Source organism: Rhodopseudomonas palustris (assembly GCF_013415845.1).
Taxonomy (GTDB): Bacteria; Pseudomonadota; Alphaproteobacteria; order Rhizobiales; family Xanthobacteraceae; genus Rhodopseudomonas; species Rhodopseudomonas palustris_F.
Map to the genome: position 1 here is coordinate 550174 of NZ_CP058907.1, position 21832 is coordinate 572005.

Here is a 21832-nt window from a genome sequence, read left to right on the forward strand (position 1 = left end):
CGGCGAATGAAAATCAACTTACCGAAGCGTTATCGATTTCGACCACAGCCCGCAGCGCTTCTGCGGTTCAACCGCCGGCTGCCGGCGCGAGCTGCGCCGGCCGTTGCACGATCCGGCGCTGCGGCACTTGTCCGAGCCGCTTGACTTGGCTCCCGGATGGCTTGAAAAGCCGGGCGGCCCTATCGGCCGCAGCTTTCCTCCCCCATATCGCCAAAGTCATGTCCGGGCCCATGCGCAGCTATCTCGACTTCGAAAAGCCGGTGGCGGAACTCGATTCCAAGATCGACGAATTGCGCACGCTCGCGGCCTCCGGCAGCGACATCCACGAGGAAATCGAGAAGATCGAGGAGAAAGCGCAGCAGGCGCTGCAGGATCTCTATGCGGCGCTGACGCCGTGGCAGAAGACCCAGGTCGCGCGTCATCCGCAGCGGCCGCACTGCGTCGATTACATCGAAGGGCTGATCACCGAGTTCACGCCTTTGGCGGGCGACCGCAAGTTCGGCGACGACGAAGCGCTGGTCGGCGGCTTCGGCCGGTTCCGCGGCGAAGCCGTCTGTGTAATCGGCCAGGAAAAGGGTTCGACCACCGAAACCCGGCTCCGGCATAATTTCGGCATGGCGCGGCCGGAAGGCTATCGCAAGGCGGTGCGGCTGATGGAAATGGCCGACCGCTTCGACCTGCCGGTGCTGTCGCTGGTCGACACCGCGGGCGCCTACCCCGGCATCGGCGCCGAGGAGCGCGGCCAGGCCGAGGCGATCGCCCGCTCGACCGACGCCTGCCTGCAGCTCGGCGTTCCCAATGTGGCCCTGGTGATCGGTGAGGGCGGCTCCGGCGGCGCCATCGCGATCGCCACGGCCAACAAGGTTCTGATGCTCGAACACGCGGTTTACAGCGTGATCTCGCCGGAAGCGGCATCCTCAATCCTGTGGCGCGACGGCACCAAGGCGCAGGAGGCGGCGAACTCGATGAAGATCACCGCCCAGGACCTGCTGAAGTTCGGAGTGATCGACCAGATCCTGGCCGAGCCGAAGGGCGGCGCGCATCGTGATCCGGAGGCGATGATCGCCACTGCCGGCGATGCGATCGCGGCTGCCTTCGCCGAGCTGAAGGGGCAGGGCCGCGATGCGATCCGAGCTAAGCGCCGGCAGAAATTCCTCGATATCGGCCGCAAGCTGGCCTGATCGGCCCCGCCCAGAGGCCGGGGCGGCAAATTGATCAAATCTTAACCAAACCCGTACCGCTGGTGCCAAATTCGGCGCTCGGCCGCAGTTTCGCCGCGCCCCGGCGATTCAATGTTCCTTGACCATGATCTCCGGACCGCCCCGCCGCCGGCCTGATCGGCTTGCGACCCCAAGGGCTTAAGGATAATCTTGGCAGACTGCACACGGCTCCAACGGTTTGGGCCAACGCGGTGCAGAGTTTGGTAAATGCGAGCGGTCGAATTCGCTGGATCTTGCAAGATCCGGTGCCGGAGATGGCCGCGCGGAAGCTGGACGGCTGGGTAGCTCGAATGTGGGGTGCGGGTTTGCCGGTCGTCGGGGGAGCTTCGTGGTGAAGAAAAGCCCGCTTGTACGCGCGCTGATGCTGACAGCTGCGCTCGCGACGATGCCTTTGCTCGCCGGCTGCAACAGCGATCAGATGGCGCTGGCCACCAATGCCAAGGCCAATCAGCCGGTGCCGCCCAAGCTGGTCGCGGCGATGCAGGAAAAGAACATGGACCTGCAGTCGCCGATCCTAGTGCGACTGTTCAAGCAGGAAGCCGAGCTCGAGGTCTGGAAGCAGGACCGCACCGGCGTCTTCCAGTTGCTCAAGTCCTATCCGATCTGCCGCTGGTCCGGCGATCTCGGCCCGAAGATCCGCGAAGGCGATCGTCAGGCGCCCGAGGGGTTCTATTCGATCTCGCCCGGCCAGATGAACCCGCAGTCCTCGTATTATCTGTCGTTCAACACCGGCTATCCGAATGCGTTCGACAAATCGCTCGGCCGCACCGGCTCGCAGTTGATGGTGCACGGCGATTGCTCGTCGCGCGGCTGCTACGCGATGACCGACGAGCAGATCGCCGAGATCTACGCGCTGGGGCGCGAGTCGTTCTTCGGCGGCCAGCGCGCGTTCCAGCTGCAGGCCTACCCCTTCAAGATGACTCCGGTGAATTTCGCCAAGCATCGCAACAACCCGAACATGCCGTTCTGGAAGATGCTGAAGGAAGGCTACGACCATTTCGAAGTCACCCGGCAGGAGCCGAAGGTCGACTTCTGCGAGCATAAATACGTGTTCGACGCGGCGCCGCCGCCCGGTTCGAGCAAGCCGCTGCAGTTCAACGCTTCGGCCAAGTGTCCGACCTATGAGGTCCGTCCCGACATCGCCGAGGCGGTGCGCGAGAAGGACAAGCAGGACAACATCAAGATCGCCGAGCTGGTCGCCAAGGGCACGCCGGTGGCCCGGCTGAACACCGGCATCGACGGCGGCATGAACCACGTGTTCGCCTCGAAGATTCCGGACGCATCGACCGGGCTGTCGGAAGTGCCCGAGGACAAGTCGCTGGCGGTTGCCTCGTTCGACCGCGCACCCGGCACCATTCCGCCGACTGTGAATCCGCCGCGTCCCTCGGACAATCTGCTGGTCGCCGCTCCTGCGGAGTCGAGTGCATCCGCCGCGAAGGCGCGCGTCGCCTCGGCGTCGAAGGATGACATCGGTGGTCTGCTCGCCGGCAGCCGCAAACCCGGCAACGAGTCGACCGCGTCCGCCCGTCCGGCTCCGTCCGCCCCGGTCAGCACCGCGGCTCGCCACGAGCCAGCGCCGCGTCCGCAAGGCGCCGCGCCGAAGGCTGCCGAGACTAAGCAGGCCGCCGCGTCGCGCCCGCCGTTGAAGCCGAGCGTCGATGCCGAAACCACCTCGTCAGCCCCCACCAGGCCGTCCGGCATGATCTCCGGCGGCGCGCCGGTGGTGTCGTCGAATTCGTTCGACAGCCGGTTCTCGGCGTTCCGCTAAAGGCGGCGCGCTCTCTTCCGCAAAGTCCATCGGCCAGTCATTCCGGGCGCTCACGTCAGTGAGCGAACCCGGAACTCGCCGTGCGGGGCACCACCAGGGATTTCAACAATCTCCGGATTTCGGGTTTGCGCAGCTTCGCTGCGCGCCCCGGAATGACGGCTGCGGGCCAGAGCTCCAGACAGCAAAATGCCCGGCGCGAGGCCGGGCATTGCTTATTCGCTTGATCTGCTTGGCGACACCTTAAGCGTAGCGGCCGTGGCAGTGCTTGTACTTCTTGCCGCTTCCGCACGGGCAGTCTTCGTTGCGGCCGACCTTGCCCCAGGTCTCGGGCTTGTTCGGATCGCGGTCCGCCTTGTCGGTGGTCTGTGCCGGCGCCAGCGTGACATTGGCGAGCGCCATCTCGTCCTGTCCGGTGTCGGGGTCCATCTTGTGGACTTCCATCGGCGGCAGTTCCTGCGGCTGATCCGGCGGAATGATCTCGACCCGCATCAGCTGCGCCGTCACCGCCTCGCGCAGATGCGAGCTCATTTCCTGGAAGAGATTGAAGGCTTCGGACTTGTACTCCTGCAGCGGATCGCGCTGGCCGTAGCCGCGCAGGCCGATCACCTGACGCAGGTGATCGAGCATCACCAGATGCTCGCGCCACAGATGGTCGAGGGTCTGCAGCAGGATGCTCTTCTCGGCGTAGCGCATCACGTCCGAGCCCCACTGGCCGACCTTGGCGGCCATGTGTTCGTCGAACACCCGCTCCAGTCGCGTGATCAGCTCCTCGTCGGCGATACCTTCTTCCTTGGCCCATTCGTCGACCGGAATGTCGAGGCCGACCACGCGCTCGACCTCGGCCTTCAGCCCCGCGACGTCCCACTGCTCCGCATAAGCGTGCTCGGGCACGTACTTGGCCACCAGGTCTTCGATGTAGGTGTGGCGCATGTCGGTGACCGTTTCGGCCACGCTGTCTTCCTTCATCAGCTCGATGCGCTGATCGAAGATCACCTTGCGCTGGTCGTTCTGAACGTCGTCGAATTTCAGCAGGTTCTTGCGGATGTCGAAGTTGCGCGCCTCGACCTTCTGCTGCGCTTTTTCCAGCGCCTTGTTGATCCAAGGATGGATGATCGCCTCGCCTTCCTTCAGGCCGAGGCGGGTCAGCATGGTGTCGAGCTTATCGGAGCCGAAGATCCGCATCAGGTCGTCTTCCAGCGACAGGAAGAACTTGGAGCGCCCCGGGTCGCCCTGACGGCCGGAACGGCCACGCAGCTGGTTGTCGATACGCCGGCTCTCGTGGCGTTCGGAGCCGATGATGTACAGGCCGCCGGGACGCTTCGCGGTCTTGGCCGGCTTGTTGCCCTTGGCGGGCTCGATCTCGATCTCGTCCTCGGCCTTCAGCACGATGTCGCGGAAGCGCTCGATGTCGGCCTTGATCTCGGTGATCTTCGCCGCCCGCTCGGCCTCGTCGGTGATGTGCGCGGCTTCCTGCTGAATCCGCATCTCCAGCGAGCCGCCCAGCTTAATGTCGGTGCCGCGGCCCGCCATGTTGGTGGCGATAGTGATCGCGCCCGGCACGCCGGCTTCGGCCACGATGTAGGCTTCCTGCTCATGGAAGCGCGCGTTGAGCACCGCGAACAGCTTCGCGGGTTTGCCGGCGCGGGCGGCTGCGTACAGCTTGTCCATCCCCTTCGGGTCGGTGAAGTCGATCTGCTTGTAGCCGTTCTTCTTCAGATACTCGGCCAGCACCTCGGACTTTTCGATCGAAGCGGTGCCGACCAGCACCGGCTGCATCCGCTTGTTGGCGCGCTCGACCTCGGCGAGGATCGCGGCGTACTTCTCCTGCTGGGTCCGATACACCTCGTCGTCTTCGTCGAGGCGGGCGATCGGCAGATTGGTCGGGATCTCGACCACTTCGAGCTTGTAGATGTCGAAGAACTCGTCGGCCTCGGTGGCCGCCGTGCCGGTCATGCCGGCGAGCTTGTCGTACATCCGGAAGTAGTTCTGGAAGGTGATCGACGCCAGCGTCTGGTTTTCCGGCTGGACGGTGACGTGCTCCTTGGCTTCCAGCGCCTGGTGCAGGCCTTCCGAATAGCGCCGGCCCTGCATCATGCGGCCGGTGAACTCGTCGATGATCACCACCTCGTCGTTGCGGACGATGTAGTCCTTGTCGCGCTGGAACAGCGCGTGGGCGCGCAGCGCCTGATTGACGTGGTGCACCACCGAGACGTTTTCGACGTCGTACAGCGACTCGCCGCGCAGCTGGCCGGCATCGCGCAGCAGCGTCTCGATCTTCTCCATGCCGGCTTCGGTCAGCGTCACGGTGCGCTGCTTCTCGTCGACGTCGTAGTCCGACTTGTCGAGTCGCGGGATGAAGGTATCGATGGTGTTGTAGAAGTCAGAACGGTCGTCGAGCGGACCGGAGATGATGAGCGGGGTGCGGGCTTCGTCGATCAGGATCGAGTCGACTTCGTCGACGATCGCGAAATTGTGCCCGCGCTGGACCATGTCCTCCAGCCGGTACTTCATATTGTCGCGCAGATAGTCGAAGCCGTATTCGTTGTTGGTGCCGTAGGTAATGTCGCAGGCATAGGCCGCCTGGCGCTGGGCATCGTCGAGCCCATGCACGATCACGCCGGTGGTCATGCCGAGGAAGCCGTAGATCTGGCCCATCCAGCCGGAGTCGCGCTTGGCCAGGTAATCGTTGACGGTGACGACGTGGACGCCCTTGCCGGCGAGTGCGTTGAGGTACACGGCGAGCGTCGCGACCAGGGTCTTACCTTCGCCGGTCTTCATCTCGGCGATGTCGCCCTCGTGCAGCACCATGCCGCCGATCAGCTGGACGTCGAAGTGGCGCTGGCCGAGCGTGCGCTTGGCGGCTTCGCGGACGGTGGCGAACGCCGGTACCAGCAGGTCGTCGAGGGTCTTACCGTTGGCGAGCTCGGCGCGGAATTCAGCGGTACGGGCGCGCAGCGCCTCGTCGGACAGCGCGGCCAGTTCCGGTTCGAGCGCATTGATCGCGGCAACCCGCGTCTGGTAGCCCTTGACCCTGCGGTCGTTAGCGGAGCCGAAGAGTTTGCGGGCGAGCGCGCCGATCATGCCAGCTTCCTGTTGTTGCGGTGTGACTTCGCAGCCTTGATGCCGTTCGCTCGAGCCACTATCAACTCATCGTGACGCTCAGGCACCTATCAGGATACAGGTGCGCGCGCGAAATGATTGGTAATCCAGCAATCCGAGGGCCGGCTGCCCAGGGTGCGGTCGCGCGACGACCGCCCGACCCGAGCCTGTGGCGGCACAGATATGGCTGGGCCTGAGGGTTGTCAACGCGCCCGCCTTTCAAGGATTTCATCATTTTGACAGAGTTTTCGCGTTGCCAAGGCACCGCGATTGGGTGACTGTTCCGCCGCCCCGACACCCCGGCTTTCAAGACAAGGATTTTCCATGACACCTGCGTCCAACGCAGTCTCATCCGGCCTGCGCGCCGGCCTCATCAGCGCGGCTGTGACAGGTTGTCTCGCATTTGCGCTGCTGGCCGCGCCGGCTGCGCGCGCCCAGGATGCGAACCCCGTGCTCGCCAAGGTCAACGGCGCCGAAATCCGCCAGAGCGACGTCGACCTTGCCGAGCAGGAGCTCGGCCCGAGCCTCGCCCAGCTCGATCCCGCGACCCGGAAGGAAAATGTGCTCGCCTTCCTGATCGACATGAAGATCGTCGCCAAGGCAGCCGAGGACAAGAAGATCCAGGACAACGCGGATTTCAAGAAGCGCCTGGATTTCGCCCGTAACCGTCTGCTGATGGACGATGTGCTCGCCGCCGAAGGCAAGGCCGCGACCACCGACGAGGCGATGAAGAAGGTTTATGACGAGGCCGCCAAGCAGATTTCCGGCGAGCAGGAAGTTCACGCTCGCCACATCCTGGTCGAGACCGAGGACGAGGCCAAGGCGGTCGCCGAAGAGCTGAAGAAGGGCGCCGATTTCGCCGAGCTGGCGAAGAAGAAGTCCAAGGATCCGGGCGCCTCCGACGGCGGCGATCTCGGCTTCTTCACCAAGGACCAGATGGTGCCGGAATTCTCTGCCGCAGCCTTCGCGCTGGAGCCGGGCAAGATCTCCGACCCGATCAAGACCCAGTTCGGTTGGCACATCATCAAGGTCGAAGAAAAGCGCAACCGCAAGCCGCCGAGCTTCGATCAGGTCAAGGCGCAGATCGAGCAGTACGTCACCCGCAAGGCGCAGTCGGATTACGTCAGCAAGCTGCGCCAAGCCGCCAAGATCGAGCGACTGGACCAGCCGGCCGCCAAGCCCGACGCGGCTGCGAAGCCGGATGCCGCCAAGCCGACGGACGCGGCGAAGCCTGCCGATGCGGCCAAGCCCGCCACCCCGGCGCCGGCCAAGAAGTAAATCTTTTCAAAGAGTTGATTGTCGAAATGGCCGGGCTCGTCCCGGCCATTTTTCGTTGTCGGGCGCGGTTTAATGCCTGACGCAGAACAGACGTCAGTCGGCCTTCTGTAGCTTCGCCTTCAGGGCGTACAACGCATCCAGCGCCTCGCGCGGGGTCATCTCGTCGGGATGCAGCGCCTTGACCGCGTCGATCAGCTGCTCGGCCTCGCTCGGTGGGGCGGCTTCGGCGGGTGCGCGAGCCGTGATGGCGAACAGCGGCAGGTCGTCGATCAGCGTCTTCGGCTGACCGCGGTCGTTGGCTTCGAGCTTGGCCAGCACGGCCTTCGCGCGGCTCACCACGCTGGGGGGGAGCCCCGCCAGCTTGGCGACCTGGATGCCGTAGGAGCGGTCGGCGGAGCCCGGCAGCACCTCGTGCAGAAACACCACCTCACCGCGCCATTCCTTGACCCGCACGGTGGCGTTGAACAGCCGGGGCAGCTTGGCCGACAGTGCGGTCAGCTCATGGTAGTGCGTGGCGAACAGCGAACGACACCTGTTCTGTTCGTGCAGGTGCTCGATCGCGGCCCAGGCGATCGACAGGCCGTCGAACGTCGCGGTGCCGCGGCCGATCTCGTCGAGGATCACCAACGCCCGTTCGGAGGCCTGGTTCAGGATCGCGGCGGTCTCGACCATCTCGACCATGAAGGTCGAACGGCCGCGGGCGAGGTCGTCGGCGGCGCCGACGCGCGAGAACAGCCGGTCGACGATGCCGATCCGTGCCCGGTTCGCCGGCACGAAGCTGCCGACCTGGGCGAGCAGGGCGATCAGCGCGTTCTGGCGCAGGAAGGTCGACTTACCGGCCATGTTCGGGCCGGTCAGCAGCCAGATCTGGCCGCTGGTCTGCGCCGGGCCGGGCGACAGGTCGCAGGCATTGGCGATGAACGGCTCGCCAGCCTTCTTCAGCGCCTGCTCGACCACCGGATGCCGGCCGCCTTCGATCGCAAAGCTCAGCGACTCATCGACCTCGGGCCGCACGTAGTTGTCGTCGCTGGCGAGCTTGGCGAGCGCGGTGGCGACATCGAGCAGCGCGAACGCATGGGCGGCGGCGCGCAGGTCTTCACCGGCCGCATCGATCATCGCGGCGAGGCGGTCGAAGATCTCCAGCTCCAGCCCGAGTGCACGGTCGCCCGCATTGGCGATCTTGGCCTCGATCTCGCCGAGTTCGGCGGTGGTGAAGCGCACCTGCCCGGCCAGCGTCTGGCGATGGATGAAAGTGGCGTTCAGTGGCGGCGCCATCAGTTTGTCGCCGTGCTGCGCCGAGACTTCGACGAAGTAACCGAGCACGTTGTTGTGCCGGATCTTCAGCGCCTTGATGCCGGTGTCGTCGGCGTAGCGCGCCTGCATCGACGCGACGACGAGGCGCGAGGCGTCGCGCAGCTTGCGGGTCTCGTCGAGCGCCGGCTCGTAGCCTTCGCGCACAAAGCCGCCGTCGCGCTTGAGAAGCGGCAGATCGTCGGCGAGCGCGCGGCCGAGTTCAGCGCACAATGCGCGTGACGGCCGCTGCAGCGCCGCCATCGCGCTCGCGAGCTCCTGCGGCGGGCTTGCGAGCTGGCCAAGCTGCGCAAGCACCTCGTCGGCAGCACGGATGCCATCGCGCAAGTTCGCGAGATCCCGCGGGCCTCCGCGGCCGAGCGACAGCCGCGCCAGTGCACGCGCCATGTCGGGCGCCGCACGTAGCGAGCTGCGGATCTGTTCGCGAAGTCCCGCATCCCCGGTGAAGGCTTCGACCGCGTCGAGCCGCCGCGCGATCGCCGCCGCATCGGTCAGCGGCGCGGCGAGCCGCTGCGCCAAGAGGCGCGATCCTGCGGCTGTGACCGTGCAGTCGATCGCGTCGAGCAGCGAGCCGCGGCGTTCGCCGGCTAGCGTGCGGGTGAGTTCGAGATTGGCGCGGGTCGCCGGGTCGATCGCCATCGTGGTGCCGGCGGCTTCGCGTGACGGCGGCGACAGCGGCGGCCGTTTGCCGAGCTGGGTACGGTCGACATAGGTGACGCAGGCCGCGGCGGCGGTCGCTTCCAGCCGTGACAGCGCGGCGAGGCCGTCCATGGTGGCGACAGCGAAGTAATCGCACAGCCGCCGCTCGGCGGTGGCGGAATCGAACACGTCACGCGTCAGCGGCGTGACGGCGGCGAGCTCGCGCAAGATCGGGGCGAGTTCTGTGTCGCTGTACAGCGCGTCCGGCACGATGGCTTCGTTCGGATTGATCCGCGCCAGCGTCGCGGCGAGTTCTGCGGTCGAACACTCGGTGACGCAGAATTCGCCAGTCGAAATGTCGATCCAGGCGAGCCCGATGCGATCGGCGCCGGCCGAGCCGCGGACGCGCGCGATCGCCAGCAGGTAGTTGTTGGCGCGGGCGTCGAGCAGGGTATCTTCGGTCAGCGTGCCGGGCGTGATCAGCCGCACCACGTCGCGCCGCACCACGCTCTTGCGGGCGCGTGCCGCGGCCGGGTCTTCGGTCTGCTCGCACACAGCGACGCGGTGACCCAGCGCGATCAGCCGGTGCAGGTAGTCGTCGGAGCGCTCGACCGGCACACCGCACATCGGAATGTCGGCGCCGAGATGCTTGCCGCGCTTGGTCAGGGTAATGCCGAGCGCGCGTGACGCGATTTCGGCATCCTCGAAGAACAGCTCGTAAAAATCGCCCATCCGGTAGAACAGCAACAGACCAGGATTGGCGGCCTTGATCTCGTGGTACTGCTCCATCATCGGCGACATTTTGGCGGGCGCCTCCGGAGGCGGAGCGGCGTCGGGCGGCAGAGCGATGTCGGGGCGGATGGTCATGGCCGATGCATAGCAAAATTCGCACCTTCGTTCCTACCTCCGGCGGCGAGCCATGCACGGGTTTCAACCGGACCCGCGCCGATCTGCGGCACATTGACCTGCTGGGCGCCGCTTCCTACAAACCGGCTTCAAGTCCGGCGTCCCAGCCCGGATCGGCAAAACAGGGAGAGTTTCGATGGCCGACGTGTTTGTCTGCGACGCGGTGCGCACCCCGATCGGCCGTTACGGCGGATCGCTCGCCAAGGTGCGGACCGATGATCTCGCGGCGGTGCCGATCAAGGCGCTGATGGCCAAACATCCGGACATGGATTGGAGCGCGGTGGACGAGGTGTTCTTCGGCTGCGCCAATCAGGCCGGCGAAGACAACCGCAACGTCGCCCGGATGGCGGCGCTGCTGGCGGGCTTGCCGGATTCGGTGCCCGGCCAGACTCTCAATCGGTTGTGCGCCTCCGGCCTCGATGCGGTCGGCGCGGCGGGCCGTGCGATCCGCGGCGGCGAGATCGATCTGGCGATCGCCGGCGGCGTCGAGTCGATGACCCGGGCGCCGTTCGTGCAGGGCAAGGCCACCGAAGCGTTCGCGCGCTCGGCCGACATCTTCGACACCACGATCGGTTGGCGCTTCATCAATCCGCTGATGAAACAGCAATACGGCGTCGACTCGATGCCGGAGACCGGCGAGAACGTCGCCGAAGAATTCCAGATCTCGCGCGCAGATCAGGATGCGTTCGCGATCCGCAGCCAGCAGCGCGCCGGCGCGGCGATCGCGGCCGGCTACTTTGCCGAGGAGATCGCGCCGGTGACCTACGCGGGCGGCAAGGCCGGCCCGATCACGGTCGATAAGGACGAGCATCCGCGCCCCGAAACCACGCTGGAGGGTCTCGCCAAGCTAAAGCCGATCGTGCGCAATCCGGGCACCGTGACGGCCGGTAACGCCTCGGGCGTCAATGACGGCGCCGCAGCGCTGCTGATCGCCTCGGAAGCCGCGGTGAAGAAATACGGCCTGACGCCGCGCGCCAAGATTCTGGGCCTCGCCTCGGCGGCGGTGCCGCCGCGGATCATGGGCATCGGCCCGGTGCCGGCGACCCGCAAGCTGATGGAACGGCTCGGGCTGAAGATCAGCGACTTCGACCTGATCGAGCTGAACGAAGCGTTCGCCAGCCAGGGCCTCGCCTGCCTGCGCCAGCTCGGCGTCAAAGACGACGCCGACTTCGTCAATCCGCATGGCGGCGCGATCGCTCTCGGACACCCGCTCGGCATGAGCGGCGCCCGCCTGGCGCTCACCGCGGTCCACGGCCTGGAAAAGCGCGGCGGCAAGCTCGCCCTCGCCACGATGTGCGTCGGCGTTGGTCAGGGCGTCGCGATGGCGATCGAGAAGCTGAACTAACTAGGATATCACGTCATTGCCGGGCTTGACCCGGCAATCCATCCTCTACGCAAAGGCTTGCGAGAGGCGCGTTCCGCGCGCGATGGATGCGCGGGGCAAACCCGCGCATGACGCCGCGATTTGAGGCGGCGCTTCCGATGAACTCCCTCGCCCGCTCTTGCGGGGAGAGGTGAGCAGGCTACTCCATCACCGCGGCATGATCCGCCGGGGCTTCGCTTTGCTTGCGTAGCGCCGCCTTGGTCGAGCCGATGATGATCGCCATCGGCACCGCCGCGGCGGTCAGGAACATCACCATCGCGTAGTCGTGTGAGAATGCGATGATCTGCGCCTGCATGGTGACGATCGCGTCCATCATCGCCTTGCCGGTGGTGGTCGACAGATCAATCATGCCAGTGACGTTGGGCATCTGCAGCGCGTTGTTGAACGGGTTGATGTGCTCGGTGAGGATCGAGTGCGCCGTCGTGGTTCCGGACGACAGCTTGGCGATCACCACCGAGATCCCGACCGAGCTGGCGACGTTGCGCACCAGCGTCAGCATCGCGGTGCCGTCGGTGCGGAGCTGCCCGGGCAGCGTCATGAACGCCACCGTCGACAGCGGCACGAAGACGAGACCGAAGCCGAAGCCCTGAATGATGCTGGTGACGACCACGCTCGACACACTGGTCTGATCGGTCCAGCCGGTCATCACATAGAGCGACGCGCAGGTCAGCGACAGGCCTGTGGCGATCAGAGTGCGGGCCTCGATGTAGCGCATGATCCGCCCGACGATCATCATCGCCACGAAGGTGCCGCAGCCGCGCGAGGCCAGCAGCAGGCCGGCGGTCATGATCGGGTAGCCTTCGACGTTCTGCAGGAACGGCGACGACAGCGCCATGGTGGAGAACAGCACCAGCCCCATCACCGTCATGAACACCACGCCGCCGACGAAGTTGCGGTCCTTGAAGATCGCGAACTGGATGAAGGGGCGCTCGGTGGTGAAGGAGTGGGCGAAGAAGTAGTAGAACCCGACCACCGAGACGATCGACTCGATGATGATCTCGGGCGAGTTGAACCAGTCGAGCTGCTCGCCGCGGTCGAGCGCGAGCTGCATCGCGCCGATGCCGACCGCGAGCGCCGCGAAGCCGAACCAGTCGAACTTCAATTCCTGGTTCTTATCGGTTTCGTCCATGAACATCGCCAGACCCAGCACCGTGATGGCGCCGAACGGCAGGTTGACGAAGAACACCCAGTGCCAGGAGTACGTTTCGGTCAGCCAGGCGCCGAGCGAGGGGCCCATGATCGGCCCCATCATCACGCCCATGCCCCAGATCGACATCGCCTTGGCGCGCTCGTGCAGCGCGTAGCTGTCGAGCATCACCGCCTGCGACAGCGGCACCAGCGCGGCGCCGAACACGCCCTGCAGCAGCCGGAACACCACCATCTGGGTGATATCCTGGGCAAGGCCGCACATCACCGACGCGATGGTGAATCCGGCCGAGCAGACAATGAAGATGCGCTTGCGGCCGAACCGGTTGGCGATCCAGCCCACCGGCGCCGTCATGATCGCGGCGGCGACGATGTAGGAGGTCAGCACCCAGTTGATCTGGTCCTGAGACGCCGACAGCGAGCCCTGCATATAGGGCAACGCGACGTTGGCGATCGTGGTGTCGAGCGCCTGCATGATCGTGGCGGTCATGGCGCAGATCGTCACCATGTTCCGGCGAAAGCCGGGGACCGCGTGAGATTGTGCCGCGCCCGCCATCGGTTAGTTGTGCTCCGGCGTTGCAGCTGCGGCGTGGCCGAAGCCGAGCAGGCCGGCCAGCGAACGGCGGTGGTGGGTGTCGATCGCGACGTTGACGCTCATGCCGGCCTTCAGCCGCTTGATCATCGGATCGGTCTCGTCGAGCGCGATCCGCAGCGGCACGCGCTGCACTACCTTGACGAAGTTGCCGGTAGCGTTCTGCGGCGGCAGCACGGCGAATTGCGCGCCGGTGCCCGGCGACAGCGACGACACCCGTCCCTTGAACTGATGATCCGGGAAGGCGTCGACATCGAGCGTCACGGTCTGGCCCACCGCCACATAGGTGAAGTCGCTTTCCTTAGGATTGGCGTCGACCCATGGCTGCGTGGTGTCGATCACGCTGAACACCGGCGTGCCGGCGGCGACGAAGCGGCCGAGCTGGATGTTGTCGACCTGGGTGGCGGTGCCGCTCATCGGTGCCCGCACGGTCGACAGCCGCAGGTTACGTTCGGCGTCGTCGAGCGCCGCCTTGGCCTGGGCATAGGCGGGGAATTTCTCCAGCGGCAGTTCGGGATCGCCGAGCAACTGATTGAGCGCGGTCGACTGCTGCTGCTTGACGAGCTGCAGCTGCGCCTGCGCGGTCACCAGCGCGGCGGTGGAGTTGTCGAGGTCGAGCTGCGAACCGGCGCGGCTCTGCACCAGCGACGTCTTGCGCTCGACGTCGCGCTGCTTCAGCGCGATGCCGGCGTTCACCAGGTCGATGGTCTGGCCGTACAGCTTGACGTTGGCGACCAGATTGGCGTGGCTGGTCTTGGCGTCGGCGAGCTTGGCCTGGGCCTGCGCCACCGCGAGGCGGAACGGCACCGGATCGATCTGGAACAGCTCGTCACCGGGTTGGACGCGTTGGCCTTCCTTGACGGTCACTTCGACGATCTTGCCGGCAACGTCCGGCGTGATCAGCACCTTCTGGGCGCCGACATAAGCGTCGTCGGTGGTAACGTAGCGGCCGCCCTCCAGATAGAAGGTAACGCCGCCGATCAGCGCCACCAGCGGCAGAACGATCAGCAGCAGCGGCCGCCGATAGCGACGCAGCGTGCCGCCGATACCGCGGCGCGGTCCGCCACTCGTGGCGACGGCCGGATCCCCCGCAGGCTCCTTCTGCTCGATCGGAAATTTTAGCGCCGGTTCAGCCATAGTGCTCCTCCCGTCGTTTTTCTTCGCGGTGGCAGTCGTGTTGGATCGCGCCCCGCAAATTTTCCTTGATGATCTGCATCTGCCGCACCAGGCGCTGGGCATCCTCCGGCGTCAGGCCGGCGAGCGCGGTGTCGGTGAGTTCGGCGCGGAGGCCGGCGAGCTTGCCGAGCAGCGGCCGGGCCGCCTCGCGCAGGTAGAGCCGTTTGCAGCGCCGGTCGCTGTCGTCGCTGCGGCGTTCCAGCCAGCCGTGGTCGCACAGCTTGTCGATCAGCCGGGTCAGCGTGATCGGCTGCAGTTCCATCTGTTCGGCGAGTTCGGACTGCTTCAGCCCTTCGGCGCGCTCGACCTTGGCCAGCACCGCCCATTGGGCGCGGGTGATGCCGTGCCGGGAGGCCTGCTTGTCCGCATATGCGCGCAGCAGTCGCTGCGCCTCGGCGAACGCGAAGATGAAGTTCTGGTCTTCCGGGCCCCGGGTCATACCGCTGCCTCCTAAGCTTCGAATAAGATAAGCAAGCTTATTATTTCTCAAGGCGCCGATTCGCATAGGATCGATCCAAGCTGCGCATGCCTCGCAAACCCGGGTGGCCTGGCGAGACTTGAACGCCGCCCCGATGTAGACTGTTGCTAAAGACATGAGCCGGTCCGGTTGGCCGGCACGTGAGTGGTGATGGGCCCGATGACCGCATTGAAGCCGACTTTCCCCGCGCCGGGGCACGATCACGACCGCTGCTCCGCCGAGGGGCTGGAACATGCGGAGCGGGTTTGTGCCGGCCGGTCGCAGAACTTGACGCCCATCCGCCGGCAGGTGCTGCGCGCACTGCTGTCGAGCCACCGGCCGCTCGGCGCCTATGAGGTGATCGAGGAACTCGCTCGGGTGATGCCGCGGCCGGCGCCGATCACGGTGTACCGGGCTCTCGATTTCCTGATGCAGAACGGGCTGGTGCACCGGATCGAGAGCCGCAACGCGTTCCTGGCCTGCGGCCACGACCACGGCGACGCGGCGACTGTCGCGTTCCTGATCTGCGAATGCTGCGGCTCGGTTGCCGAGGTCCCTGCCTCCGAAGTGACACAGCGCCTCAACGAAGCCGCACGCCAGACCGGGTTCACGCCGAAGATGTCGGTGGTCGAGATCACCGGCGTGTGCGGCCATTGCCAAGCCGCCTGACGCGGTTTACGCCTTGATCTATGGGAGGAGCGTGGCGCGCCAGCGCCCGCCACAACACGGCGAAAAGCCGGAGGCACCATGTCGGTCAAGACGTCACGCCGGTCCCCGGCCATTCCCGCGCGCCTGATTAATCAGCCCCCGCGACCGCTGCGGTGAGCGGCACCATGGGGCGTCCGCTGAGCGCCGGCGCGATCGCGCTGATGCTGCTGTGCTGCCTGTCGTGGGGCTTCAACCAGATCGCCGTGAAACTGGTGCTGCCGGATATTCCGCCGTTCCTGCAAGCCGCGATCCGGTCGGCCGGTGCCCTGATCGTGATCCTGATCATCGCGACATCGCGGCGGGTGAAGCTGTTCCAGCGCGACGGAACGCTGCGGGCCGGGCTGTTCGCCGGCGTGCTGTTCGGGCTCGAATTCGTGCTGATCTATCACGGCCTGACGCTGACCACGGCGTCGCGGGCGGTCGTGTTCCTGTACACCGCGCCATTCTTCGTCGCGCTCGGCTCGTACCGGCTGCTCGGCGAGCGGCTACGCCGGATGCAATGGGCCGGGCTGGCGCTGAGCTTCGCCGGCGTGGCGCTGGCGATCGGGGTGCCGCAGGCGGATGTCGACGCCAGCGTCCTGCTCGGCGACCTGTTGCTGGTCGGGGGCGGCGCGCTGTGGGCCGCCACCACCCTGATCGTCAAGGGAACCCGGCTGCAGCGGGCTCCGGCCGAGAAGGGGCTGGCCTACCAAGTGGCGATCTCGGTGCCGATTCTGACCGGCGCGGCGCTGCTGTCGGGCGAAACCATCACCAAAATGCCGTCGACGCTGTCGATCGGACTGATGGCCTATCAGACCATCTGGGTGGTCGGACTGACATTTTTGCTCTGGTTCGGGCTGGTGAAGACCTATTCGGCCAGCAAATTGTCGGCTTTCACTTTCATTACCCCTTTATTCGGGGTGGCGGCCGGCTATCTGATCATGCACGACCCGCTGACCCCGGCATTCGGCGCCGCGGCGGTGCTGGTGATCGCCGGCCTTTACCTCGTGAACCGGCCGGCTCCGGTTCCTGCACCCAACGATCCATTGCTGAATGTCACCAAAACCTGATATTCGGACCGCCATGAACAAGCTCGAAAATCCGCTGCGAGACGACGTCGCCGGCCCCGCGCCGCGGCACCAAACCACCCAGGTCATGGTCGGCGATGTGGCCGTCGGCGGCGGTGCCCCGATCGTCGTTCAGTCGATGACCAATACCGACACCGCGGATGTCGAGGGCACCATCAAGCAGATTGCCGCGCTGGCCCGGGCCGGTTCGGAGATGGTCCGGATCACCGTCGATCGCGAGGAGGCGGCCGCCGCCGTCCCACACATCCGCGACGGCATCCGCAAGCTAGGTCTGACCACGCCGATCATCGGCGACTTCCATTACATCGGCCACAAGCTGCTCGCCGAATACCCGGCGTGCGCCGAGGCGCTCGACAAGTACCGGATCAATCCGGGCAATGTCGGCTTCAAGAACAAGCGTGACACGCAGTTCGCCGACATCGTCGAGATCGCAATCAAGAACAACAAGGCGGTCCGCATCGGCGCCAATTGGGGCTCGCTCGACCAGGAGTTGCTCACCAAGCTGATGGACGAGAACGCTGCGTCGGCCAATCCGCGTGATGTCCGCGCCGTCACCCGCGAGGCGATGGTGCAGTCGGCGCTGCTGTCAGCCGCGCGCGCCGAAGAGATCGGCCTGCCGAAGAACAAGATGATCCTGTCCGCCAAGGTCTCGGCGGTGCAGGACCTGATTGCCGTGTACCAGGATCTCGCCTCGCGCTCCGACTACGCGATCCACCTCGGCCTCACCGAGGCTGGCATGGGCTCGAAGGGCATCGTCGCATCGTCCGCGGCGCTCGGCATCCTGCTGCAGCAGGGCATCGGTGACACCATTCGGATTTCGCTGACCCCCGAGCCGGGCGGTGACCGCACCCGCGAGGTTCAGGTCGGGCAGGAACTGCTGCAGACCATGGGCTTCCGCACCTTCGTGCCGCTGGTCGCGGCGTGTCCCGGCTGCGGCCGGACCACCTCGACGACCTTCCAGGAGCTGGCGCGCTCGATCCAGGACTTCATCCGCGACGAGATGCCGGAGTGGCGCAGCCGCTATCCGGGCGTCGAGAATCTCAACGTTGCGGTGATGGGCTGCATCGTCAACGGCCCGGGCGAAAGCAAGCATGCCAATATCGGCATTTCGCTGCCCGGCACCGGCGAAACCCCGGCGGCGCCGGTGTTCGTCGACGGCGAGAAATTCCGTACCCTGCGCGGCGAGAATATCGCGGCCGACTTCAAGGCGCTGGTGATCGACTACATCGAGCAGCGCTACGGCGCGACGCCGAAGCCAGATGCAGCCCAGATGGTGCCGGCGGCGGAGTAAGTCGAGGCCTCGGCACGCGCTCTCATTCGGAGCGTGTGGGATCGATCTTGCGGTGTGGCGGATCCTAAAAGTCCGGCAGCGAGATTGCTCCTTCAGATCGGGCGCCGTTCTCTCCACTCGTCTTGCCCGGGCTTGATCCGGGCATCCACGTTTTTTGAGCGCTCTTTGCAGGGCAGAATGTGGATGGCCGACGAGGTCGGCCATGACGGACACCTAGCTGTTCACACTTCCTATGGATGCGCTCTAAAGCGGCGCGGGGCCGCTTTCGCGGTTCGCGAGGCTGGCCTCCTCCAGGTCGAGGTCGCGCTCGATCCGGCGTCGCGCCTCGTCGGTGATCTTGCCGGCGCGGAGCTGGGCGTGGATGAACTTACGCTCGACCGCGATCAGCTCGCGCACCAGGGCGATGCCGACCGCCGAGGCCTCGTGCTCCGGTGAGCCGATCGGATCGGGCAGCAGGCTGGCGCGGGTCTGGTGCCGGGCGTGCAGCAGCTTCAGCACTTCGTCGGTCAGTTCGCGATTGTCGGTGATCTTCTTCAGCGATGCCTGCGCGGCAGCCAGTGCTTCGCGGCGGGCGGTGATCTCGTCGTCGTGCTCGGCGATCTGCTCCCGGTGTCCGACGCGGGTGACGCCGAGCAGCCTCACCACGGCGGGCAGCGTCAGGCCGAGGCCGACCAGCGTGATCAGGATCACCCCAAAAGTGACGAACAGAATCAGGTCGCGATACGGGAATGTCTCGCCGCCCGGCAGCGCATAGGGCAGCGCCAGCGCAGCGGCGAGCGAGACCGCGCCGCGCACGCCGGTGAAGCCGATCACGAAAACGGTGCGCCACGACGGGTAGGGATCACTCGCTCGCAAGCGGCGGCTGAGAAACCGGGGCAGATAGAACGCCGGATAAACCCAGATGAAGCGCGCGGCGATCACGATTGCAGCGACCAGCAGCGTGGCGGACAGGATGTCGCCGAAGGCAAATTCCTTCGAGCGCTCCAGCAGGGCGCGCAGTTGGAAGCCGGTGAGCAGAAACAGCATCCCCTCGATCAGGTAGATCACCAGATCCCAGAAGAAGATGCCCTGCAGCCGCGTCGCCGCCGAGATCAGCAGCGGGCCGTTCCATGAGATATAAAGACCGCAGGCGACGGTGGCGATCACGCCGGAGCCGCCATGATGCTCCGGAATCCAATAGGCGATGTAAGGCGTCAGCAGCGACAGCGTGATCTCGATCTGCGGGTCGCGAACCCAATGCCGCGCGCGCAGGCTAAGCCAGCCGACTGCGACACCGAACGCGAGCTCGCCCGCCATGATGGCCACGAAGGTGCCGGAGGCTTTGGTCAGCGAGAACGCGCCGGTCATGATCGCCGCCACCGCGAATCGGTACAGGATCAGCGCGGTCGCATCATTGGCCAGCCCTTCGCCTTCCAGCACCACCACGATGCGCCGCGGCAGGCCGAGCTTGCGGGCGATCGCCAGCGGGGCAACCACGTCGGGGGGCGCGACGATTGCACCGAGCAGGAAGCCGACCGACCACGGCAGGCCGATCAGATAATGCGAGGCCGCCGCCACCGCGCATGCGGTGAAGATCACACAGCCGATCGCGAGCAGGCCGATCGCCCGCAGATTGGCGCAGAATTCGCGCCAGCTCATTGCCACGCTCGCCGAGTAGATCAGCGGCGGCAGCACCAACAGCAGGATCAGATCCGGCGGCAGTTCAATTGCCGGCATCCCAGGAATGAAGGCCAGGGTGATGCCGGCAATCAGCAGCAGGATCGCGGGTGCGATGTTGACCCGCCGGGCCAGCAGCGCCGTTCCGGCGAGCACCGCAAGCAGCGTGAGAAAAATCTGGAATTTGGCTTCCACGTCACCACGCTGATTTTGAGTGAACCTGCCGGCGACAGCCTGCATCGCCCGGAAGTTTGGATCGGTCAAGCGGTAACTAATTACGCATTAGGACGCTGCCCTCGTAGAGCTACGTGCGACTTTCGTCTCAAACGCCGTCCGTTCAACTAACCAGCGATTTACCGTCACTGTGGCGGCTTGGTGGTAATTATGTATTTGGCAATACTCCCCGCGTTTTGTTCAAGGTTATGGGGGTAGTCTCAGTCATCAGAACGGCAGATTTGCTGGAGCCACAGGCGAGCGGAAACGCTCCGGGTGGCGCGGCTGATCACGACCCGTCGCACCGCACCGCTCAGCTCACGCTGGCGGCGTTCATGGCGATCGACATCGGGTTGGCGCTAATCTCGCCCGAGGGTGAGATCGTGATGACCAATCCGATGTTCGATCTGGCATTCGGTGCGATCCCGCACGAACAATTGCTGAGCCGGTTCGGCTTCGACGCCTGCCGCGAGGGCGGCAAGGTCGCGCGCCCGGCGATCTTCCCGGGCGACCGAATCTACTGGGTCGACATCACGTCTTTCCCCGACGGCTGGCTGATCAGCGCCGCCGATATCAGCGAGCGCCTGCGCCAGGGCATCGTCGGCGCCGAACTCGCGCGCACCGATCGCCTCACCCAACTGGCAAACCGGCTGGTGTTCCACGAGCGGCTCGCCGATCTGCTGGCGCAGCCGGCCGATGTCCGGCGCGACGCTGCGGTACTGACGATCGACCTCGATCGCTTCAAGGCGATCAACGACTCGCTCGGGCGCAATATCGGCGATGCGCTGCTGTGCCTGGTGGCCAAGCGCATCAGTTCCGCGCTGACGCCGAGCGACGTGCTTGCCCGGATCGAGGCTGATGAGTTCGGCGTGATCCAGGTGGGGCGCGATCAGCCTGATGCTGCGGTGATCCTGGCCAAGCGTCTGGTCGATCTGCTGAGCCGGCCGTATCTGCTCGAAGGTCAGCTGATCAATGTCAGCGCTTTCGTCGGCATAGCGCTGCCGATCGACGACGAACTCGACGTCGACGGCGTGCTGAAGAACGCCGACCTGGCGCTGCATCGCGCCAAGCAGGAGCGCTATGCGGGCTATCGCGTGTTCGAATCCGCCATGGACGAGAGCATGCGGGCGCGGCGTGCGCTGGAGACCGATCTGCGCCGCGCGCTGGCGCTGCGCGAGTTTTCGCTGGTGTATCAGCCGCAGGTCAATCTGCAGAGCCGCCGGGTGGCGGGCTTCGAGGCGCTGCTGCGGTGGCGCTGCCCGAGGCGCGGCCCGGTGTCGCCGCTCGATTTCATTCCGATCGCCGAGGAAACCGGGATCATCGGCCCGATCGGCGAATGGGTGCTGCGCACCGCCTGCCGCGATGCAGCAAGCTGGCCGGGCGACTACACGGTTGCGGTCAACATTTCGGCGATCCAGTTCACCAACCGGTCGCTGGTCGCGACTGTCGTCTCCGCTATCGCCGACAGCGGGCTCGATCCGCGGCGGCTGGAATTGGAGATCACCGAAAGTGTGATGCTCGATGCCCGCGGCAATGCGCTGGCGGTGCTGCAGCAACTCCGCGGCCTCGGCGTCCGGGTGTCGCTCGATGATTTCGGAACCGGCTATTCGTCGCTCGGCTACTTGCGCAGCTTCCCGTTTGACAAGATCAAGATCGATCAGTCGTTCGTGCGCGAGGCCTCCGACGATCGCGGCAACCGCGCGATCGTGCGGGCGATCGCCTCGCTCGGCGCCAGCCTCGGCATGGCGACGGTGGCCGAGGGCGTCGAAACCGAGGATCAGCTGGCGCGGGTCGCGGCCGACGGCTGCACCGACGTCCAAGGCTATCTGATCAGCCGGCCGATCCCGCCGGGAGAGATCGAGCATTTTCTTGCCGAGAGCCGCAATGTGATCGATGCGGCGACGGAAGTCAGTCTCTGACC

The 21832-nt window shown here is 65.7% G+C and carries 14 protein-coding genes; 8 read left to right on the forward strand and 6 right to left on the reverse strand.

Going from position 1 to position 21832, the window contains the following annotated elements; genetic code table 11:
- Positions 1-218: 218 nt before the first annotated feature.
- Both HZF03_RS02565 and HZF03_RS02570 read left to right on the forward strand, forming a co-directional pair.
- Positions 219-1181 (forward strand): acetyl-CoA carboxylase carboxyltransferase subunit alpha, encoded by a 963-nt coding sequence (locus tag HZF03_RS02565; RefSeq protein ID WP_041809404.1) that lies wholly within the window; start codon positions 219-221, stop codon positions 1179-1181.
- A gap of 370 nt (positions 1182-1551) precedes the next feature.
- Positions 1552-2988 (forward strand): L,D-transpeptidase family protein, encoded by a 1437-nt coding sequence (locus HZF03_RS02570; protein WP_119017692.1) that lies wholly within the window; start codon positions 1552-1554, stop codon positions 2986-2988.
- Positions 2989-3228: 240 nt separating this feature from the next.
- On the opposite strand, the gene secA is transcribed toward HZF03_RS02570, so the two are convergent.
- Positions 3229-6069: a preprotein translocase subunit SecA gene (gene secA / locus HZF03_RS02575; RefSeq protein ID WP_119017525.1), complete on the reverse strand. Its 2841-nt coding sequence runs from the start codon at positions 6067-6069 to the stop codon at positions 3229-3231.
- Between the two features lie 342 nt (positions 6070-6411).
- Between secA and HZF03_RS02580 the strand changes: the two genes are divergently transcribed.
- Positions 6412-7365 (forward strand): peptidylprolyl isomerase, encoded by a 954-nt coding sequence (locus tag HZF03_RS02580; RefSeq protein ID WP_119017524.1) that lies wholly within the window; start codon positions 6412-6414, stop codon positions 7363-7365.
- Between the two features lie 93 nt (positions 7366-7458).
- Here HZF03_RS02580 and mutS read toward each other — a convergent pair whose 3' ends face one another.
- Positions 7459-10182: a DNA mismatch repair protein MutS gene (gene mutS, locus HZF03_RS02585; RefSeq protein WP_119017523.1), complete on the reverse strand. Its 2724-nt coding sequence runs from the start codon at positions 10180-10182 to the stop codon at positions 7459-7461.
- 175 nt (positions 10183-10357) lie between these two features.
- Here mutS and pcaF point away from each other — a divergent pair, with 175 nt between their 5' ends.
- Complete coding sequence (gene pcaF / locus HZF03_RS02590) at positions 10358-11566, forward strand: 3-oxoadipyl-CoA thiolase (RefSeq protein WP_119017522.1); 1209 nt, start codon at positions 10358-10360, stop codon at positions 11564-11566.
- 178 nt (positions 11567-11744) lie between these two features.
- On the opposite strand, the gene HZF03_RS02595 is transcribed toward pcaF, so the two are convergent.
- Genes HZF03_RS02595 through HZF03_RS02605 form a run of 3 tightly spaced genes read right to left on the reverse strand, consistent with a single transcriptional unit; the run spans position 11745 to position 14958 of the window.
- Positions 11745-13307, reverse strand: coding sequence for a DHA2 family efflux MFS transporter permease subunit (locus HZF03_RS02595; protein ID WP_119017521.1), 1563 nt, complete (start codon positions 13305-13307; stop codon positions 11745-11747).
- 3 nt (positions 13308-13310) lie between these two features.
- Positions 13311-14480 (reverse strand): HlyD family secretion protein, encoded by a 1170-nt coding sequence (locus HZF03_RS02600; protein ID WP_119017520.1) that lies wholly within the window; start codon positions 14478-14480, stop codon positions 13311-13313.
- Positions 14473-14958 (reverse strand): MarR family winged helix-turn-helix transcriptional regulator, encoded by a 486-nt coding sequence (locus HZF03_RS02605; RefSeq protein WP_119017519.1) that lies wholly within the window; start codon positions 14956-14958, stop codon positions 14473-14475. Before HZF03_RS02605 ends, HZF03_RS02600 begins: the two co-directional genes overlap by 8 nt.
- Positions 14959-15156: 198 nt before the next feature.
- On the opposite strand from HZF03_RS02605, the gene HZF03_RS02610 reads away from it, so the two are divergent.
- From HZF03_RS02610 to ispG, 3 genes are all read left to right on the forward strand, one after another.
- Complete coding sequence (locus HZF03_RS02610) at positions 15157-15645, forward strand: Fur family transcriptional regulator (RefSeq protein ID WP_041810137.1); 489 nt, start codon at positions 15157-15159, stop codon at positions 15643-15645.
- A 164-nt stretch (positions 15646-15809) separates the two neighbouring features.
- Positions 15810-16733, forward strand: coding sequence for a DMT family transporter (locus HZF03_RS02615; RefSeq protein ID WP_012494213.1), 924 nt, complete (start codon positions 15810-15812; stop codon positions 16731-16733).
- Between the two features lie 13 nt (positions 16734-16746).
- Positions 16747-18042, forward strand: coding sequence for a flavodoxin-dependent (E)-4-hydroxy-3-methylbut-2-enyl-diphosphate synthase (ispG, locus tag HZF03_RS02620; RefSeq protein ID WP_042440732.1), 1296 nt, complete (start codon positions 16747-16749; stop codon positions 18040-18042).
- A 243-nt stretch (positions 18043-18285) separates the two neighbouring features.
- Here the strand turns inward: ispG and HZF03_RS02625 are convergent, their stop codons facing one another.
- Positions 18286-19938 carry a Na+/H+ antiporter gene (locus tag HZF03_RS02625; protein ID WP_119017518.1) on the reverse strand — a complete coding sequence of 551 codons (1653 nt, stop codon included), beginning with the start codon at positions 19936-19938 and terminating at the stop codon, positions 18286-18288.
- 308 nt (positions 19939-20246) lie between these two features.
- Here HZF03_RS02625 and HZF03_RS02630 point away from each other — a divergent pair, with 308 nt between their 5' ends.
- The gene (locus HZF03_RS02630; RefSeq protein WP_012494215.1) at positions 20247-21830 is read left to right on the forward strand and encodes a putative bifunctional diguanylate cyclase/phosphodiesterase; all 1584 of its coding nucleotides are present in this window, start codon (positions 20247-20249) and stop codon (positions 21828-21830) included.
- Positions 21831-21832: the final 2 nt, after the last annotated feature.

Excerpts from the sequence above, each read along its gene's own strand:
- HZF03_RS02565 (WP_041809404.1), top strand. The coding sequence starts at position 219 with ATGTCCGGGCCCATGCGCAGCTATCTCGACTTCGAAAAGCCGGTGGCG.
- secA (WP_119017525.1), bottom strand. The coding sequence starts at position 6,069 with ATGATCGGCGCGCTCGCCCGCAAACTCTTCGGCTCCGCTAACGACCGC.
- HZF03_RS02580 (WP_119017524.1), top strand. The coding sequence starts at position 6,412 with ATGACACCTGCGTCCAACGCAGTCTCATCCGGCCTGCGCGCCGGCCTC.
- mutS (WP_119017523.1), bottom strand. The coding sequence starts at position 10,182 with ATGACCATCCGCCCCGACATCGCTCTGCCGCCCGACGCCGCTCCGCCT.
- pcaF (WP_119017522.1), top strand. The coding sequence starts at position 10,358 with ATGGCCGACGTGTTTGTCTGCGACGCGGTGCGCACCCCGATCGGCCGT.
- HZF03_RS02595 (WP_119017521.1), bottom strand. The coding sequence starts at position 13,307 with ATGGCGGGCGCGGCACAATCTCACGCGGTCCCCGGCTTTCGCCGGAAC.
- HZF03_RS02600 (WP_119017520.1), bottom strand. The coding sequence starts at position 14,480 with ATGGCTGAACCGGCGCTAAAATTTCCGATCGAGCAGAAGGAGCCTGCG.
- HZF03_RS02605 (WP_119017519.1), bottom strand. The coding sequence starts at position 14,958 with ATGACCCGGGGCCCGGAAGACCAGAACTTCATCTTCGCGTTCGCCGAG.
- HZF03_RS02610 (WP_041810137.1), top strand. The coding sequence starts at position 15,157 with ATGACCGCATTGAAGCCGACTTTCCCCGCGCCGGGGCACGATCACGAC.
- HZF03_RS02615 (WP_012494213.1), top strand. The coding sequence starts at position 15,810 with ATGGGGCGTCCGCTGAGCGCCGGCGCGATCGCGCTGATGCTGCTGTGC.
- ispG (WP_042440732.1), top strand. The coding sequence starts at position 16,747 with ATGAACAAGCTCGAAAATCCGCTGCGAGACGACGTCGCCGGCCCCGCG.
- HZF03_RS02625 (WP_119017518.1), bottom strand. The coding sequence starts at position 19,938 with ATGCAGGCTGTCGCCGGCAGGTTCACTCAAAATCAGCGTGGTGACGTG.
- HZF03_RS02630 (WP_012494215.1), top strand. The coding sequence starts at position 20,247 with ATGGCGATCGACATCGGGTTGGCGCTAATCTCGCCCGAGGGTGAGATC.